Here is a 17,178-nt window from a genome sequence, read left to right as displayed (position 1 = left end):
TTCCGATATACAGCCTGCAATATACAGATGCGCATAGAAAAAGACCATTGTTCATGGTCTTTTTCAAAAAGTCTATTCAAGCTCAAGCTGGACGTTTTTTTGCGGGGCGAACGTGGAGATGGCATGTTTATAAATAAGCTGCTGCTTCCCCTCCGTTTCGAGCAAAACGGTAAAGTTGTCAAAGCCTTTTACCTGGCCGCGAAGCTGGAAGCCGTTGAGTAAAAACACCGTGACGAACGTATTGTCTTTTCGGATTTGATTCAAAAACTGATCTTGAATATTAATCGGTTTCATGTTTCGTCCTCCTTGGTTCTCAATACAATACTGTTTCGATTAAATTTCCAGTTTTCCTGCTATGCACTCGAAAATTTCCTTTTTTTTCTGCTCAATATCAACAGGCGGCGTCATATCTGTCCATGAAACGGGCATTTTATTGCGAAACCAGGTCAGCTGGCGTTTCGCATATCGCCTAGAATTTTGTTTTAATTGCTCCACAGCCTGAGGGAGCGGCACTTTTCCATCAAGATATTCATACAGCTCTTTATAGCCGATCGCCTGAATCGATTGGCTGTCCCGGATATTCATATCATACAGCCGCTTTACTTCGTCAAGAAGGCCGGTTTCCAGCATCAGGTCAACGCGCTCATTAATCCGGCCGTACAGCACTTCTCTGTCCATTGTAAGACCGATAAGAACCGCATTGTAAAGCAGCTCCCGTTTTTGGGTTTTAAGATGCTCTGACATTGTTTTTCCCGATACATGCAGAATTTCGAGCGCGCGGATGACTCTTCGCGTATTGTTTTGATGAATGGCTGCCGCCGCTTCCGGGTCGGCTGCCGCAAGCTTGGCATGAAGCGCTTCCGCCCCTTCTTCAGCCGCCAGTTTCTCCATGCGCTCCCGGAATACAGGGTCACCGGAGTTTTCCGTGAACGTATAGTCATACAGCACGGACTGAATGTACAGACCCGTTCCCCCGACAATCATCGGCAGCTTTCCTTTATCGGCAATCTCGGTGATTTTTCCCCTTACCATTTTCTGATAATCCGCCGTTGAAAAAGTGTCGGACGGCTCCAAAATATCAATCAGGTGATGCGGCACGCCTTCTGTCTCTTCTTCGGTGACTTTGGCCGTTCCGATGTCCATCCCTTTATATACCTGCATGGAATCTCCGCTGATGATTTCCGCATTCAGCATTTTCGCGAGTCCGATGCTTAGTTTTGTTTTTCCGACTGCCGTCGGTCCGACAAGTATGACGACAGGCTGTTTTTTATTTTTCAATATGTATCACTCTCTTTTATAAATCTCCCCCTAATTATAGCATTCATTTCTTCAGGCACCTATCCATTTTGCCCTTTTTCCTGAGCGCTAAACGTCCACTACCACCCGATCGGCTCGTTTCCGACAACCTCTCTCGTTTTTCCTTTGAGTGTGTGGCGGTGCGTTTTCCGTCCTTCCTCCTGCGGATCGTAAACGACGCCGCCGTGCTGGATCTGAATCGGCTCATTGTAGGCGGCAAAGGTGGTCTCTGAAAGCTCATGGTAATGTGTTCCGTCAACCCTCGGGATGGCAGGGCCAGAAATGCCGTAATACCTATGAAAATGGCCGTTTTCAAACGAGGTGATGCCCGTATAGAAATGTGTATGCTCATCTGTATTGCTGCCGTTCTCCGGCTGCGAAAAGCCTTCAATCAAATGGTAATGCCCCTGCACTACATCCGTAACCGCCCGGTATGCGTGTGTGTGCGGAGGTTTTTTTGACCAATCGGACTGATACAGGCCCACAAAAGCTCACTCCTTTATTTTTTTGATAAACGCCCAATCAAAAATTGGTGGGCTGAATACTCTGTTATCATCTCAAATTTATTCTTGGAGGTACCTTAATTATGAATGAAGAATACACATACGCAGTAGATAGTGATATGAGACAGTTTGGGCGGCCTGGATTTGGGTTCGGACGGCCCGGATTTGGGTTTGGCCGGCCGGGCTTCGGCTTCGGGCGTCCCGGATTCGGATTTGGATTCGGACGGCCGGGTTTTGGATTTGGCCGACCTTGGTTTGGTTATGGATTCGGACGGCCGTTTGGTTTTTACGGCGGACCGTTTTTCGGAGGGCTTGTCGGGGGGCTTGTCGGAAGCGCTTTATTCAATCCGTACTTGTACGGGGGTTACGGCTACGGCTATCCGTATTACTATTGACGAATCAAAAAGGCTCCTCCCCGGGGGCCTTTTTGTATAGGCCTAATGTCTTGACTTGGCGGGCAAAGTTCGGATATTATTTTATTTTACTGCCTTAAACAAAAGGCATAAGGATTATGATGAGAGGGGGATTTGATATGATTCTGGGTTATATCTTCCTCACAATTGCTATTTTATCAGAGTCAATCGGCGCGGCCATGCTGAAGGTCTCCCGCGGATTTACGCGATTTTTGCCGAGCGCGCTTGTAGTGGCAGGCTATTCATTGGCCTTTTATATGCTTTCACTGACACTGAATCTCATTCCGCTCAGCTTATCCTATGCAACATGGAGCGGAGCCGGAACAGTGCTCGCATCCATTATCGGAGCGAAATGGTTTCATGAAAAACTGGACAAGCAGGCCGTCATCGGACTCTTTTTCTTATTGGCCGGTGTCATTTTGATGAATTGGTAGAAAGGAGAGGCATACTGATGAAAGGATTACTTTGCTTGGCATTAGCCATTGTATCAGAAGTGTTCGGGAGCACGATGCTGAAGCTGTCGGACGGTTTTACGCACTTATGGCCCGCTCTCGGCGTCATTGCCGGAATCGGAGCCTCTTTTATGTTTTTGAGCTTCTCATTGAAAAGCCTTGATTTATCCGCCGCATACGCGACATGGTCAGGTGTCGGCACCGCTTTAACGGCAATTGTCGGCTTTTTTGTTTTTAAGGAGGCCATGACAGTCAAAATGATGATCGGGCTTGTTTTGGTCATCACGGGCGTCATCCTGCTGAACCGTTCCAAGTCTCAAAAAGCTAAAAAAAATCAAACGGCCCGGAGCTGACCGTTTGAACTCGTCAAGCGCGGGCAGCTTTTACTTCAACCTCAAGCTCCATCTCCACGTTTCCTTGGACCGCTCGTGAAATCATACACGAGGACTCTGCTTTTTGCGCTAACTTCCTGGCGAGCGTAAAGTCCGTTTCGGCTGCATCCGGCTTTAATAATATAAACGGACGGTGAATGATTTTCTGGTAAGTGAACACACCGTTCGTGACGTCTACAATTCCTTCAGATTCCATATGTAGATCTTCTTTATTCAGGCCGCTTCTTTCCATCATCGCCGCAAGCGTTATAATATAACAGGTAGCGGCCGCTCCAAGCAGCATTTCATCAGGATTTGTGCCTTCTCCGGGTCCGTCCATTTCCTTAGGAATGGACACAGCCGTTTCCAGCCGGCCGCTTTTAATATCGCCGACGTCATTGCGATTTCCGGGCCAATTTGCTTTTAAATAAAAGTGATGTTTTGCCATGGGACAAACCTCCTTTTTTTCAGTTTACTCATCTTTCACTCGTTTGTCTTTTTTTAAGCTCACGAATACTCTTGATTGATCACTCTTTTTATCGTACGGACAAACCGGTAAAATTCCTCCGTTTTTGTGAATTCCCTTTCGCGATAATCAAAATTATCAAAAAACGCTTCCCGCTGTTCTCTGCTGATCTCAAGCTGTATGCTCAGCCCGGTTTGCGCCTGGTTATTGATATTTTCGGTGTTAACCCCGGCCAGACCGGTTTTTGAGGTTGCCAATTCTGCAGAAAATCCGTTTCGTTCGAGAGCTCTCACCAATTTTTTCGCCCGCTTCCGATCGCTTCCTCCGACAAGAGTATTTTTCTCGTCGCCTTTATAACCGTGCACTGCGATAACATAATGGTGCTGCTTAATGCTTTCGACTGCTGAAGGCTCATCGAACTTGGTGCTCGTAATATGAAGAGTCTGGTTATCATGCGGTTTTAATCCCTCAAACAGATAGGTTGAAAAATCATCGCTGAAAGAGCGGACGATCTCGCTCACCCCGCCCTCAATTCTCCCTCCGTGCGGCGACATGATCAATACGGGGCTCCCCTTTCGCTTATTGTACGATATATGATAATCATCGGGGTCTTCATGTTCAGCCAGATCTTTAAAATCTGTGTATGTATCAGAAGAATTCGAGGGATCAGGATCTGACGCATAATGAGCACATCTTATTAGTAAGACCATTGCTACGATAATGATGACATTAAGTAAAATTCTTTTCATCAGCTCTCCTTCTTTGCTCCTTTCTGAAAAATGACATGTTCATTATATGGATTTTTGTCAATAGGTCTTATCTTAACATTCTATTAACATTATCATCAGTGAAAAACTTCCCGGTTTCGAAAAATCAATGGATTGTCACGGTTCAAGCGCTCAAATGCCGGGCATCAGTGAAAAAAGGTTGAGAGAGGGCAAAAAAAAAGGGAGGAACGCCCGAATTTTCAGGGGCGGGAGATTCACGGCCGGAAACGGACGGCATCAAGAATACGCTTTTAAAAATGAATATCCGCCTCCCGAAGCAAATGCACAGGACAGAATGGAGCCCGTCAAAAAAGTTCTCATCTGCCTTTTCGTACAGCAAAATGCCGTTACAGCCCGCTCATCCCCTTTTTTTATAATAATGGTCCGTTTTGAAATGGAGTCGTCTTTTTTCATATATATAATATCAATCGGAAGCTGTTTTTCCAAGGAATGTCTCAATATTATGTTCATGTATATACCTCCTTCCACCGGCTTCATTATAAACGAACAAACGTTCCGTTCCAACTCGATTTCTTCTCCTGAAAAAGCCGCAAGTAACCAGCGCTCCTGAAGGACAAACAAACTGACCGAACATACGGCCTGTTCATATGGTATAGAGAGAATCGCCAGAATGGGAGGAAAAGAATATATGTTTGGTTACTCAATGGTACAAATGGTGCGGTCAAATGCTCATAAGCTGGACTGGCCGCTCAGAGAAAACGTATTACAGTTATATAAACCTTTCAAATGGACACCTTGCTTTTTGCACAAGTTTTTCGAAAAAAAGGTGAAAAACAGAAAGAAAATGTCAGTCATCATTGAATTTGAAGAGGGCTGCCATGAATCCGGTTTTCACAGCACAGGACAGGTCTTATCAAAAGAAAAACGCTGCACCATAAAAAAGCAGTTTCAAACAATCAATTGCTGCAGCGCCGAAGTCACTCCGTCCGCCCTTCACATGCTTCTTTCGCAATGCCGGGATATCCGTAAAATCTATTTAAACCGTGAAGTAAAAGCGCTCCTTGATACGGCAGCTGAATCGTCTCATGCAAAAGAAGTGACCCGTAACGGCACCGTATTAACAGGAAAAGGCGTAACCGTCGCCGTTATTGATACCGGAATCTATCAGCATCCCGATTTAGAAGGCAGAGTTATCGGATTTGCGGACTTTGTCAACCAAAAGACAGAACCGTATGACGACAACGGGCACGGCACCCATTGCGCCGGTGATATCGCAAGCAGCGGCGCTTCATCTTCCGGTAAATATCAGGGGCCGGCGCCGGAAGCCGATCTGATCGGAGTCAAGGTTTTAAACAAATCAGGATCAGGAACCTTGGCTGACATCATTGAGGGTGTGGAATGGTGCATACAATATAATAAAGAACACACAAAGAATCCGATCAGAATCATCAGCATGTCACTGGGCGGAGATGCGCTCAGATATGATAAAGAAACGGACGACCCGCTCGTCAAGGCCGTTGAAGAGGCATGGAATGAAGGAATCGTCGTCTGCGTCGCCGCGGGCAACTCCGGTCCGGAAGCTCAAACGATTTCAAGCCCCGGTGTCAGCGAGAAGGTCATCACGGTAGGCGCCTATGATGACAATGATACGGCCAGCAATGAGGACGATACGGTCGCTTCATTCTCAAGCCGCGGCCCGACGGTGTACGGAAAAGAGAAGCCTGACATTCTTGCGCCCGGGGTCGATATCGTATCTCTCCGTTCTCCGCGTTCATACCTTGACAAATTACAGAAATCAAACCGTGTAGGCTCCTTGTATTTCAGTCTGTCGGGCACGTCCATGGCCACTCCGATCTGTGCTGGCATTGCCGCCTTAATTCTTCAGCAGAACCCGCAGCTTTCGCCTGACGAAGTGAAAACACTGATCAAACAAAGTCCGGATCAATGGACAAATGAAGATCCGAACATTTACGGAGCGGGCGAAGTAAACGCTGAAAACGCCGTGCCGAAAGAGTAATCTTTATATGATGAGTAAACGGGGTCGTCTGCACCGGAAGATGACCCCGTTTTTAGTAAACAATTATAATGAAGAAACTAGTAACTCTTCAAAACCGGCTGTCAGAAAAAAAGATCAATGCAAGGCAGTGTATTTCTAAAAAAATAGGGAATAAGTATGGTGTAGATAAAAGGAGGAATCACAATGGCACTTACAAACACCGAATTGTCTGAATGGCTGCAAAAACAGATCGGACAAACGCTTGATATCAGAAAAGGAGAGCTGACAGACAGCCGAAACGAGATTTCTGATATGGACCAGATCATGCTTCACCTTGATGATGTTCTCGTCCGCCGGACAAATCATCCCGATGACTATGTAGCTGACGAAGAACTCGTCCTAAAAGGACACGGCACAACCTATACGGAGGAAGGAAATGTCCCGCTCCCTCAAGATGCGTATGAAATCCCTTTGCTCGGCGACATTACCATCCAAAAAGAGCAAGACGGATTAAAGGTACATACAGATCGGGCCGTTTATACAATCGGGACCCGGAAAGAGCAATAAAAAGAAAAAACGCCCTGAATCAGCGGCGTTTTTTTATTGGTTTTTTTCTTCAGAATATCCGTGGAACATCGTGAATGCGCAAAGCATAATGCCTAAAATAATGATAATCGGAAGCCAGATCACGGCAAACTTATAATCCGGTTCGGCAAAAGCGCCTATGACCGCCCCAAAACAATACAGCACCAAGGCAAGCGCGCGCAAAACAGCATCTCTCGTAAACTGCTTCCGCTTGTCCGCTTTGTAAAACCTTGCGGTAAGATCTTCAAAAAAATTAGCGAGCGTTCCTGTTAATACGGTCGTGGAAATCCCCGCTACACCAAGTTTTCTCGCGGCTGTCGTCTGCATTCCCATTGCGAAGCTGAGCAGCATAATCAGCACATAAACAGAAATGGCATCTGCAAAAAAGCAAGAGAACAAAGCAAACAGCAGCAAAACAGCTCCTTCAATAGCTAAAGCGGCAGTTACCGCAGGGGGCCAGAATGATTTCTTTTTATTGCCCACAAGCAGGGCCGCGGCAATAACACCGGCAATAAATCCGATTAACGAGGTTAACGATTTGAGTACGGCAAGGTGCCATGAGTTGCCGATCGCCAGGCCGAACAGAACGATGTTCCCCGTCATATTGGCGGTAAAGATATGTCCCAGGCTTAAATAACCGATCACATCCACAATTCCCGCTGTTAAACAAAGAAGTAAAAGTGCAATATTTCGGTATGTAGTCACTGTCAATGTGATCCAATCCTTTCTCATGCTGATTCCAACATATAAGTTTACTCTTTGCCATTTCATATGTCCAGCCGGCGTGCCGCTTTTTCAGAGCATAAAAAAACTCCGGCGAACCGGAGAAGCTACTGAACGATAAATAATACTCTCGTGCCGTCGGAATATCCGCTCATTTGATTTCCAACCCATGAACCGGCCCCGCGGTTATCCGACGGGGTTACATATCTGATATCAGCCCCCGCCCCGCCTTCTGTGCAGACTGCCATGGGCCATTCATCACGGTCAAACCCGGGCTTTGTCGGAATTCCTTTCAATGATTCTTTCCTTCTATTCTCCGCTCCGCCCCTATCAATTGTACAAATCTCAGAATGACCTGCCGAAATGGCGTCTTTTATATGATTTCCCGTCTCCGGATATTTTGACAGCGGGAAATACAGCACCTGATCGTATCGGGATGCGGCACGAGCAGCACTGTCCGAATGGATGCCGGCGCCCGTAAGGCCGAACTGAAGAGAGATCACCAAAAGCAGACTTGCCGCCCATTTCATAAACGCATTCATTCACATCCTCCTTAAGAAGTTGATATGAAGCGTAAATATGTATATTAGCCGGATTTAACACACATGATGAAATGGCAAAAAAAGTTTGCTGTTTTGTTGATAATCAACGAAAATGGCGGCTTTACGATTTGTCTATTGAACCGGCTTCTGTTTCCTTATATATTTTAGACATACTTATGAGCCGTTGTGATCAGTGTCTTCGGCAGATAAAAGGAGGAATGCCGTCCGGTCGGCAGGCACCGGCTGTTTGTTATGTCTTTTCAAAAACATGAAGGCGGGGAAATCCAGATGGAAAAAACAATGTTTCACCCACACTCACCCGAGTTTCACGAAAACCCTTTTGCGGTTTTAAGCAGATTCAGAGAGCAGGACCCCATACATAAATTCGAACTGCAGCGTTTCGGAGGCACCTTTCCGGCTTGGCTCATCACGCGTTATGATGATTGTATGGCGTTTTTAAAAGACGGCAGAATTACGAGAGATGTAAAACGGGTCATGCCGAAGGAGCTGATCGCGAAGCTGAATGTCAGTGAAGATATCGATTTTGTCTCAGAGCATATGCTGGCAAAAGACCCCCCGGATCATTCACGTCTTCGATCTTTGGTGCATCAGGGGTTCACTCCCCGGATGATTGAGCAGCTTCGCACCGGGATAGAGCAGATCACAGAAGAGCTGCTGGATGAAATGGAAACAAAAGCAGACCCTGATATCATGAGAGATTTCGCCGCACCGCTTCCGTTTATCGTCATTTCCGAGCTGCTCGGAATTCCGAAAGAGGACCGCGCCAAATTTCAAGTGTGGACAAACGCAATGGTCGACACGTCAGAAAGCGGACAAGATGCGACCAACCAGGCTCTCAAAGAATTTAAACAATATATGAAAACACTGATCGAAGAAAAAAGAAAACATCCGGGTGAAGACTTGACGAGCAAGCTTATTTACGCTGAAGAGGACGGCCAAAAGCTGAGTGAATCAGAGCTGTATTCCATGCTGTTTTTGTTAGTCGTTGCCGGGCTTGAAACAACGGTTAACCTTCTTGGCTCCGGCACCCTGGCGCTTCTTCTGCACAAAGATCAGATGGAGAAGATAAAGCGGCAGCCCGAAAATATCCAGACGGCGGTCGAAGAGCTTTTGCGTTATACCTCTCCCGTCATCATGATGGCGAATCGATGGGCGATTGAAGATTTCACTTATAAAGATGTTTCTTTTAAAAAAGGTGATATGATATTTATCGGCATCGGTTCAGCCAATCGGGACCCGGAATATTTTGATGATCCTGATACATTAAATATAGCGAGAACACCGAACCGTCATATTTCTTTTGGATTCGGCATTCATTTTTGTCTCGGGGCTCCGCTCGTCCGGATGGAAGCATCCATTGCCTTTACCGCGCTTTTAAAACGGTTTCCGAATATAGAGCTGAAAGGCGCGCCCGAGGATGTAACATGGAGAAAAAATGTGTTTTTGAGAGGGCTTGAAACATTGCCTGTCAGATTTTAATATCGCCCCCCTGTTTATCGGGGGTTTTTTAATGTCTTATAAACAGAAATCAATATGACATTGAAGATTTAGTACATAGTTAATTTAGTTCTATATAAATAAAAAAGCGGCCGGATTGCTCCGGCCGTTCTCTATTACCGTTTTACCAACTCATTTGTTTCGTCCAGCTTTTTTCTGAAAGATTTAAGGAAATTTGCGCTTATCGTTCCTTTGTTTGCGTACAGTTTTTCGCAGAATGCTTTAATGGCGTTTTGCGGCTTTGGTTCCGACAGCATTGTGACATGATTGGAAGAGTGAACGTCCAACAGGTGAAACTGTTTCATCTGGCGTTCCCATTCTTTCCAATACGCATCATGGTCTAACGGAATTTGTTCTTCCTCTGCTGTCAGATAACGTTCAAGATCTCCGAGGAACAAACCGCTTTTATTACGGAAGTAGTAGCATTGCAGCGCTTCCGGATGAGGCAGCGGCTTCATGTCATACTCTTCCATTCCGTAAGCGAGCTGCGTCTTCATCATTTGCTCCAGCTGCATCCGGATCGCTTCTTCGGATTTTGGCAGACCGCGCTTTTTGGCAAGGCCGATCAATTCTTTCAATACCTCTTCTTCCTCAGCCTGGACGGTAATGTCTTCTCTGCTGATTAATGCCTCTTCAAGGTTTTCAGGCTTAAGATATGCTGTAAGCATCGTATTGATCGTTTGCAGCATGACTGACTTAACAGATGGTTTTCTTTCTTTCCATTTTTCACTGTACGGGGTGTCGATCATGACGGCGCTTTTTACCGTATGACCTTCCTCCTGCAAGAGGCGCGCGGTTTCGTATGCAAACATTCCGCCCAAGGAATATCCGCCGAGGTCATAAGGGCCTTTCGGCTGTACCGCTTGGATGATTCTCTTATAAGAAGCGGCCGTCTCTTCGATTCCTTGCAGCGGCTCTTTCCCTGTCAAACCTCTTGCCTGGATGCCGTAAAAAGGTCGCTGACTCTTTTTGGCGAATGGCTGGTATGCTTCAACGCCTCCCGTTCCGCCGTGAAACCAAAAAACAGGACGGCCTTTTTCTCTATCGTTCAGCTTGACGAGTTCGGGAAAATTCCGGCCCGCCTCCTGCGATTGGTTCGTTTTTAACAGCATGCTAATCTCCTGAACAGTGCTGCATTTCTGAAGAGCCTCCAGACTGATGCGGCTGTCTCCGCCCTCAAGTTTTTTCAGCAGCTGAATAGAGGAGATTGAATCGAAACCGTATTCAGTCAGCGGCTTATTTTGATCCATTTCCGCTGGCTCCATCCCCAAAATGTCTGCCACAATGTCAGCTGCGCTCTCGCAGCGGATCTGAGGATTCTGTGAAACCGGTGCAAGGACGATGTCTTCTGGCTGACCGCCGTTCCAATACTTATGGTTTTCAAAAGGATATGTCGGAAGCGGCACTCTTTGAACAGATTTGCCTTGGTGGAGTCTGTCCCACGGTATATCCGCACCTTTCACCCAGCAAAATGCAAGCTTTTCCAGATTGTTTTCAGCCAACAGCGTCTCCGTGACGACTGTACCGAGAGTCCCTTCCAGTAAAACGCCGATATCTCCTGATCCAGTCTGCTGACTGCCTGTAAAGAAGCTTTTCATTCCATTGCTTTCTTCGGAAAATGCTCTGTACTCTTTCAGTTTTTCCAGCAATTCATCTTGATTGCGGGCAACGAGTGCCAGGCGGCAGTTCATCGCCTCACGGCCGGTCTGAAGCGTATAAGCAATATCCCGCAATGACGGAGTATCTCCAGTTTGCACAAAATCGGCCAGCTGACCTGCGGCCGCCTTTAGGCGCCCTTCGCTCTTAGCAGAAAGGACGATAAGCTGCGGTTCATGCACAGATTCTTTGTCTTTATGGCTCGGGCTGTACTGTTCCAAGACGACATGCGCATTCATGCCGCCGAAGCCATAGCTGTTAATTGCGGCCCGGCGCGGGATCGGTCTGCCCGTATGGTCGGTGAGCTGTGTCCATTCCTGATTGTCTTCGGTGAAACGGAAGCGGCTTTTCTGAATGGCCATTTGCTCATTTGCAGCTGTAAATCCGGGAATGCCCGGGATGGTATGATGCTTCATGGCCATCGCCACTTTTATAAGGGCAGCCAGTCCGGAAGCGAGTTCGCCGTGCCCGATGCAAGGTTTCACGGTGCTGATATAACAAGGCGCGCTTTCCTCTTGATTTGCAGACTCTCCGTAACCCGCTTTGATTGCATTAAACTCCAACGCATCTGCCATTTCGGAAGCAATGCCGTGCGCTTCAATATAAGTGACAGTTTGCGGATCAACATCGGTGTCTTCGTACGCTTTTTTCATCGCGGTCTTCATTCCCGCCGGATTCGGCGCGTGAAGCGACATGCCTTTACCGCCGTGAGACACTCCTGTTCCTTTAATGACCATGTGAATATGATCGCCGTCTTCAATTGCCGCCTCAAGCGGTTTGATGATGATCACGCCCGCCCCTTCGCTTCTGACAAAGCCATCGGCATCTTTTTGGAACGATTTCGCCCGGCCGTTTTTGCTTAAATATCCCATTGAGTCAAAACCGATAAAGCCCTTCGGCGATTGCAGAATATTGGCGGCTCCCACGACAGCCTGCTCACATTCGTTATGACGGATTGATTGAACCGCCCTGTGCAATGCCACTAGGGTTGACGTGCAGGCAGCCTCGTAATATTCACTCGGTCCTTGTAAATTCAAGGCATATGATATCCTGTTCGGAATGATGGACGGGATGGCTGTTCCATTGTTCGGATCGCTGTTGCCTGCGGCAACGAAAACGCCTGTCGGTCTGCTTGATAATGCCTTATTTGTCAGGCCCGCATCCTCCATTGCCTTCCATGTATGCATCAAAAGCAGAAACTGCTCCGGCCCCATTTGTGATGCCTCTTTAGGGGAAATTCCGAAAAAGAGCGGGTCAAATTCGCCGACACCGTCAATAAAACCGCCCCATCTGAGACTCGTGTCATTCTCATCACCAGCGTAACGGCGCCAGTCCCAGCGGTCCGCCGGAATTTCGGTAATACAGTGATCCCCGTTTATGATGTGCTCCCAAAAAGACTGGATATCCGGGGATTGCGGAAACTGAGCTGACATACCGATAATCGCGATTCCTTGCTTGATATCGGCGTGATCACAAGGCGTATGCTGTTTCTTCGGTAAAGTGCGCTCTTCTGTTTCCGTGACCCTGGCCTCTTCTGAATGCTTATGATCGGCAAGCAATTGAGAAAACTTGCTCTCATATGCTGACGCGAAGTGGCGGGTCAGCTCCTCCGCGGTCGGATACTCGAAAAACAATGTTGGATTCACATCGATGTCCACCTCTTGGCCGATCTCTTTTGTCAGCCCGATCAGGCTCGCTGAATCAAGTCCCAATTCCATGATATTTGCGTCAGAACGAAGAGATGGCGCGGGTTCATCCATCATCTTGGCGAGCTTGCCAAGGACGTAGCTGCGGATATCATCTGTCAGACTGCCGGCAGAAATCGGTGCTCCCGCATTCTTCACAGCCGTTCGGGCCGGCTGATTTATCTGTTCGGTTTTCGGGCGGAACCGTTTCAGGGCATAGCCTTCAAAACGCATCACCACTTCCGATCGCCTGCTGATGACATCTGCGTTAATCAGAATCATTTCCCCCGTTTGTTTGGCCAGCTTGATGTGCAGCCAGCAATCGGTAAGATCTTCCGGGCTGCTGAAGGTGACGGAATTAATGCCGAACGGCAGATAGCTTTCCGCCTCCGTTTGGTCCAATAAAGAAAGCGAGGCCAAGTAAGCACTGTTGGCGATTAACGGATTTACGGCATAATGATGCGCTTGTTGTGAGTCGCTATTGTTCAGGTTCACTTTCGCTAAAACGGCATCAGAGCCTTGGTACAGGCGGGTGATCGTTTTAAATTCTTCTCCCCACACGACGGTTCCCGTTCCGTCTCCGTATAACTCATCTATCCGGCCCACTTCCCGGTAAGCGCGCTGAATGGCCGCCAGATCCGCGTGCTGCTTTTGAAACGGATACGGGCTGCACTCGGCATACGCCGCTATGCTCCAATCAGGAGACGTGAGGCTGCGGTGCATTATGCTCAGTTCAAATCCATCCCCGTTTTGTTTCGATTCTGTTTTCAGCTCGATGCGATCGCCTTTTTTTACGGTAATGGGGCTCGCGTAATTCAGTTTTTTAATTTGTCCTCCTTCCGCTTCAGGAAAAAGATCACAAAAATGATCGACTGCCAGACTGTTATATGTAGCGCCGACGAGTACCGGCTCTCCGCTGAATTGATGCCCTTTCACGTATGGGTCGTCATCACTGTATACCGCCTGAACGCCGGCAGCGTTTTCTGATTCACCGAATTGAAAAGAAGTCCCGTGGTCAAAAGCGTAGGCCGGCAGATGAACGGCGTGCTCTTGCTGCAACTGATCAAACGCGATACTCTCTCCTTTTTCCCATTGCCGCGCACGCCGGCCAATATCAGAATCGGAGAAATTGAGATTCCGCTGATCCATGCGGTAAGCGGCCAGCTTTTCCAGCAGTTCCTGAACGGAAGCAGCCGTAAATGCCGCCCGATACTCCGAATGATGCGTTCTTTTTTGCAGCGCGGATGCGATGGCTGCCGGATGAAGAGATGGCGTCTTTTCTAAAAAGGCCGCCAGTCTCTCAAGATAGGCTTCAAAACTCCATTTTGTTTTCGCTGACACAGGGAAAATATATTCCTCATCGTCGTGACGGGCCTGATCGGAATTCGGGCTGATATATTCTTCTACGATGAGATTTGCGTATGCCCCGCCTGCTCCGAAGGAATTGATCATGCTTCTCCGCGGTATGATGTCTCCCGTCTCGGCATCCTTCAGACGTTCCCAATACTCGGTTTTTTCCTGCAGGTAAAAAGCCGTTTGTTCAAGGTTGATATTCGGATTTTGCGGTTTTGCGTTAATCGTCGGGACTAATGTTTCCCGCTCCATTTGCAGCAGCACTTTCGCGAGCTGGGACATGCCGGAAGCCGCCTCTAAATGGCCGAGATTTGACTTGACGGATCCAAGCGCGCAAAATCGTTTTTTATCAGTATATTGCGCGAACGCGTTTGTCAGGGCAATGACCTCAATCGGATCTCCCAATACAGAGCCGTTTGCCGCTGATTCAACATAACTGATTGTTTCCGGATTGATTCCGGCCTTGTCGATGGAAGCCGCCATGAGCTTCGCCTGCTGTTTCGGATCCGGAGCCGTGTACATCTGCCTTCCGCCGCTATGGCACAACGCGCTGCTTTTAATGACCCCGTAAATATGGTCTTTGTCGGCAAGCGCTTTGGAGAGCGGCTTCAAGAGCACCGCCCCGACTCCTTCTCCCGGCATCAGGCCCGTGCCGGTTCCGAAGCTTTTGCTCTCACTTCCCTGTTCAAGCAAATTCGCCCGTTCGAGCGCATCATATTTAGACGGTTCAAGCGTGAGATTGACCCCTCCGGCAATCGCCATGGAACAGCTGTTAAGCTTCAGGCTTTCACAGGCGAGATGAATGGCGCTCAGTGAGCTGGAGCATGCGGTCGTAACGCCCATGCTCGGACCCGTTAAATTGAAAAAGTGGGAAATGCGGTTGGCGATATGCCAATCCCCTCCGTTAGAGCTGAGCGCGGCTTTTTCCAATGACGGGATATTCCAGAAATATTGATTGTACATACTGCCCATAAATACACCGATGCCGCTGTCTGATTCCTGCCATTCGTTTACTCTTTCTAACGAGTAACCGCCGTTTTCAAATGTTTCCCATACGGTTTCTAAGCTTAGACGGAGCTCAGGCGTCATCTCCATCACATGGTCTTCCCGCATGTCAAACAAGTGATGGTCAAAAGCGTCAATATGCTGCAGAAATCCGCCGTACCGTGTTTTGCGTTCTTCTTTTCGTGTTTCTTTTGCCATTGTTTTCAGAAGACCGGACTTCCATCTGTTTTCCGGGGCTTCCGTAATACAGCTGTCTCCGGCTTTTAAATGTTCCCACAGCTCATCGAGCGTTTCAGACTCGGGATAGCGGCCGCTGATGCCGATAATGGCAATGTCGTTACGATCAGAACGATTAACGGTGACGGTTTCTGTTTCCGGCTTTGGCGCTTTTGGCTCTTTTTGTTCAGTGATAAATCGCCGCGTTTCCGTGACAAGCGGCACCGGTTCATTCATTGCAGGTTCCGGATGCTCCGTTTCAGGAGACGCTTGTTCGGCTCCGAATGCCTGTTGCAGCTTATCCGGGTAATTTTCCAGCAAATACTCGGCAAGTTCTTTCGTATTCGTGTGTTCAAATAAGACCGTTTTCGGCAGCTCGCCCGTCAATGTTTCCAGTTCGCGGATAAAATTCACCTGCAAAATGGAGTCGATGCCGTATTTTTCAAAGCTGGTTTCCGGCTGAATGCGCTCGGGAGCAAGCTTTATGGACTTGGCTAACGTTTCTTTTATGAATTGCACAGTCCGGTCTGTGACTGAGAAAGACGGTTCTGTGAAATCAGCCGGCTCTTTGGAAGCCGCAGTTTCTTCAACCGCCTGCGCGTCCGGCTGCTTTTGCCTGATAACGCCGTCGCTTTCTGCCGCCACGATCTGCTGGCCGAGGTGATGTGACGATTCCGCCATAAATGTAACGTACCGATATCCCTCGCTTTCCAGCGCAGACTGCCACGCTTCAGGATACAGCCCCGGGCATCCGGGAATGCGCAGTTTGGCGTCTTCATACAGCCACCAGCCTTCCAAAAGGCCGAATGTCAGGTGAGAATAAACCGAATGGCTGCTGATCTCATTTAATAGCAAAATCCCATTCTTTTTAAGCACCGCTTTGGCATTGCGAAGTGTCCGTCGAATATTTTTTGTCGCGTGAAGCACATTTGCCGCAATTACCGCGTCATATGCGCCCGCCTCTATACCCTGCAAAGCCGGGGGCTCTTCCACATTAAACCGCTTATAAGTCAAATACGGATTGTCGGGACCGTATTCTTTTTCAGCATGCATGAAAAAGGCCTTTGACAGATCGGTGTAGCAATATTCTTTCACATGATGTTTGTACTCTTTTAATCTTTTGAAAACGGCCGCGCTCGTCCCGCCCGTCCCCGCTCCGATCTCTAATATCCGGATTTCCGCGTTCGGGTCTTCTTTCAGGCGTTCTTCAATGAAAGCCGTCAATGTGTCAGCGAGCACCTCATTAAAGTAGTCTGCCGTTTCATTGTTTTTATAGATTCCTTCCACCAATTCCATTGAGGAATCAGGAAACAGAACATCAGTGGCAGAAACTCTGCCGGATAAAATATCCGGCAAAGCTCTGAGAGCGGTCTCCACTAAGGTGATCATAGCCTCTTTGCTGCTGTCCTTGAGTAAAGGAGCTTTCTTTTCATCCCATTCTTGCCACAGTACGTCCGCACGCTCTATCGGACCCGTTAACACATACGTACTGCCTGACTGTTTCAAAAAGCCTTTTTGCACCAAGATGGAGATGCTTTCTTCCAGCCACCTGCCGTAAAACCCCTGCATGACAGGCTGCGTTTCGTTTTCCGTAAAAAATCCGACAGATTTCAGCTGGCCTGCCAATAGTTTGTAAAGAAGATCTTCAGTGTTTTGCAAAGCCGTCCCCT

15 protein-coding genes are annotated in these 17,178 nt (G+C 47.9%); 6 read left to right on the top strand and 9 right to left on the bottom strand.

Annotation, left to right across the window (positions count from 1 at the left end; genetic code table 11):
* Positions 1-72 precede the first annotated feature (72 nt).
* The 3 genes from hfq to MY7_RS07570 all read right to left on the bottom strand — a co-directional run bounded on the left by hfq (position 73) and on the right by MY7_RS07570 (position 1,781).
* The gene (hfq, locus tag MY7_RS07580; protein WP_003154064.1) at positions 73-294 is read right to left on the bottom strand and encodes an RNA chaperone Hfq; all 222 of its coding nucleotides are present in this window, start codon (positions 292-294) and stop codon (positions 73-75) included.
* Between the two features lie 39 nt (positions 295-333).
* Positions 334-1,278 carry a tRNA (adenosine(37)-N6)-dimethylallyltransferase MiaA gene (gene miaA / locus MY7_RS07575; RefSeq protein ID WP_007611596.1) on the bottom strand — a complete coding sequence of 315 codons (945 nt, stop codon included), beginning with the start codon at positions 1,276-1,278 and terminating at the stop codon, positions 334-336.
* Between the two features lie 98 nt (positions 1,279-1,376).
* Complete coding sequence (locus MY7_RS07570) at positions 1,377-1,781, bottom strand: YmaF family protein (RefSeq protein WP_007611595.1); 405 nt, start codon at positions 1,779-1,781, stop codon at positions 1,377-1,379.
* Positions 1,782-1,918: 137 nt separating this feature from the next.
* Here MY7_RS07570 and MY7_RS07565 point away from each other — a divergent pair, with 137 nt between their 5' ends.
* The 3 genes from MY7_RS07565 to erbB all read left to right on the top strand — a co-directional run bounded on the left by MY7_RS07565 (position 1,919) and on the right by erbB (position 3,017).
* Positions 1,919-2,194 carry a hypothetical protein gene (locus tag MY7_RS07565; RefSeq protein WP_373681458.1) on the top strand — a complete coding sequence of 92 codons (276 nt, stop codon included), beginning with the start codon at positions 1,919-1,921 and terminating at the stop codon, positions 2,192-2,194.
* A 137-nt stretch (positions 2,195-2,331) separates the two neighbouring features.
* Entirely contained in the window at positions 2,332-2,646 is a 315-nt protein-coding gene (gene erbA / locus MY7_RS07560) for an SMR family multidrug efflux transporter EbrA (RefSeq protein WP_007410378.1), read from the top strand.
* Positions 2,647-2,663: 17 nt separating this feature from the next.
* On the top strand, positions 2,664-3,017 hold the full coding sequence (erbB, locus tag MY7_RS07555) for an SMR family multidrug efflux transporter EbrB (RefSeq protein ID WP_007410379.1): 354 nt from the start codon (positions 2,664-2,666) through the stop codon (positions 3,015-3,017).
* A 13-nt stretch (positions 3,018-3,030) separates the two neighbouring features.
* Here erbB and MY7_RS07550 read toward each other — a convergent pair whose 3' ends face one another.
* The 3 genes from MY7_RS07550 to MY7_RS07540 all read right to left on the bottom strand — a co-directional run bounded on the left by MY7_RS07550 (position 3,031) and on the right by MY7_RS07540 (position 4,739).
* Positions 3,031-3,483, bottom strand: a complete 453-nt coding sequence (locus tag MY7_RS07550) for an OsmC family protein (protein ID WP_003154075.1) — start codon at positions 3,481-3,483, stop codon at positions 3,031-3,033.
* 59 nt (positions 3,484-3,542) lie between these two features.
* Positions 3,543-4,250: a poly-gamma-glutamate hydrolase family protein gene (locus MY7_RS07545; RefSeq protein WP_007611586.1), complete on the bottom strand. Its 708-nt coding sequence runs from the start codon at positions 4,248-4,250 to the stop codon at positions 3,543-3,545.
* Positions 4,251-4,505: 255 nt separating this feature from the next.
* Entirely contained in the window at positions 4,506-4,739 is a 234-nt protein-coding gene (locus MY7_RS07540) for a hypothetical protein (RefSeq protein ID WP_007611582.1), read from the bottom strand.
* Positions 4,740-4,917: 178 nt separating this feature from the next.
* Between MY7_RS07540 and MY7_RS07535 the strand changes: the two genes are divergently transcribed.
* Positions 4,918-6,246 (top strand): S8 family peptidase, encoded by a 1,329-nt coding sequence (locus MY7_RS07535; protein WP_007611580.1) that lies wholly within the window; start codon positions 4,918-4,920, stop codon positions 6,244-6,246.
* 183 nt (positions 6,247-6,429) lie between these two features.
* The gene (locus MY7_RS07530; RefSeq protein WP_007410383.1) at positions 6,430-6,792 is read left to right on the top strand and encodes a hypothetical protein; all 363 of its coding nucleotides are present in this window, start codon (positions 6,430-6,432) and stop codon (positions 6,790-6,792) included.
* Between the two features lie 33 nt (positions 6,793-6,825).
* Here the strand turns inward: MY7_RS07530 and MY7_RS07525 are convergent, their stop codons facing one another.
* Both MY7_RS07525 and MY7_RS07520 read right to left on the bottom strand, forming a co-directional pair.
* Positions 6,826-7,581: a YoaK family protein gene (locus MY7_RS07525; protein ID WP_003154084.1), complete on the bottom strand. Its 756-nt coding sequence runs from the start codon at positions 7,579-7,581 to the stop codon at positions 6,826-6,828.
* 59 nt (positions 7,582-7,640) lie between these two features.
* A complete protein-coding gene (locus MY7_RS07520; protein WP_007611576.1) occupies positions 7,641-8,075 on the bottom strand; it encodes a NucA/NucB deoxyribonuclease domain-containing protein in 435 nt (144 codons plus the stop codon).
* 288 nt (positions 8,076-8,363) lie between these two features.
* Between MY7_RS07520 and MY7_RS07515 the strand changes: the two genes are divergently transcribed.
* Entirely contained in the window at positions 8,364-9,575 is a 1,212-nt protein-coding gene (locus tag MY7_RS07515) for a cytochrome P450 family protein (protein ID WP_007611575.1), read from the top strand.
* A gap of 134 nt (positions 9,576-9,709) precedes the next feature.
* Here MY7_RS07515 and MY7_RS07510 read toward each other — a convergent pair whose 3' ends face one another.
* Positions 9,710-17,167, bottom strand: coding sequence for a beta-ketoacyl synthase N-terminal-like domain-containing protein (locus MY7_RS07510; protein ID WP_007611574.1), 7,458 nt, complete (start codon positions 17,165-17,167; stop codon positions 9,710-9,712).
* Between the last annotated feature and the right edge of the window lie 11 nt (positions 17,168-17,178).

Origin of the sequence: Bacillus sp. 5B6, from assembly GCF_000259405.1 — a bacterium.
Classification (GTDB): domain Bacteria; phylum Bacillota; class Bacilli; order Bacillales; family Bacillaceae; genus Bacillus; species Bacillus velezensis.
Note: the sequence above shows the minus strand (reverse complement) of the source record. Positions and strands in the feature narration are given on the sequence as shown.

Coding starts and splice junctions, on each gene's coding strand:
- hfq (WP_003154064.1), bottom strand. CDS start 294: ATGAAACCGATTAATATTCAAGATCAGTTTTTGAATCAAATCCGAAAA.
- MY7_RS07565 (WP_373681458.1), top strand. CDS start 1,919: ATGAGACAGTTTGGGCGGCCTGGATTTGGGTTCGGACGGCCCGGATTT.
- erbA (WP_007410378.1), top strand. CDS start 2,332: ATGATTCTGGGTTATATCTTCCTCACAATTGCTATTTTATCAGAGTCA.
- erbB (WP_007410379.1), top strand. CDS start 2,664: ATGAAAGGATTACTTTGCTTGGCATTAGCCATTGTATCAGAAGTGTTC.
- MY7_RS07550 (WP_003154075.1), bottom strand. CDS start 3,483: ATGGCAAAACATCACTTTTATTTAAAAGCAAATTGGCCCGGAAATCGC.
- MY7_RS07545 (WP_007611586.1), bottom strand. CDS start 4,250: ATGAAAAGAATTTTACTTAATGTCATCATTATCGTAGCAATGGTCTTA.
- MY7_RS07540 (WP_007611582.1), bottom strand. CDS start 4,739: ATGAACATAATATTGAGACATTCCTTGGAAAAACAGCTTCCGATTGAT.
- MY7_RS07535 (WP_007611580.1), top strand. CDS start 4,918: ATGTTTGGTTACTCAATGGTACAAATGGTGCGGTCAAATGCTCATAAG.
- MY7_RS07530 (WP_007410383.1), top strand. CDS start 6,430: ATGGCACTTACAAACACCGAATTGTCTGAATGGCTGCAAAAACAGATC.
- MY7_RS07525 (WP_003154084.1), bottom strand. CDS start 7,581: ATGAAATGGCAAAGAGTAAACTTATATGTTGGAATCAGCATGAGAAAG.
- MY7_RS07520 (WP_007611576.1), bottom strand. CDS start 8,075: ATGAATGCGTTTATGAAATGGGCGGCAAGTCTGCTTTTGGTGATCTCT.
- MY7_RS07515 (WP_007611575.1), top strand. CDS start 8,364: ATGGAAAAAACAATGTTTCACCCACACTCACCCGAGTTTCACGAAAAC.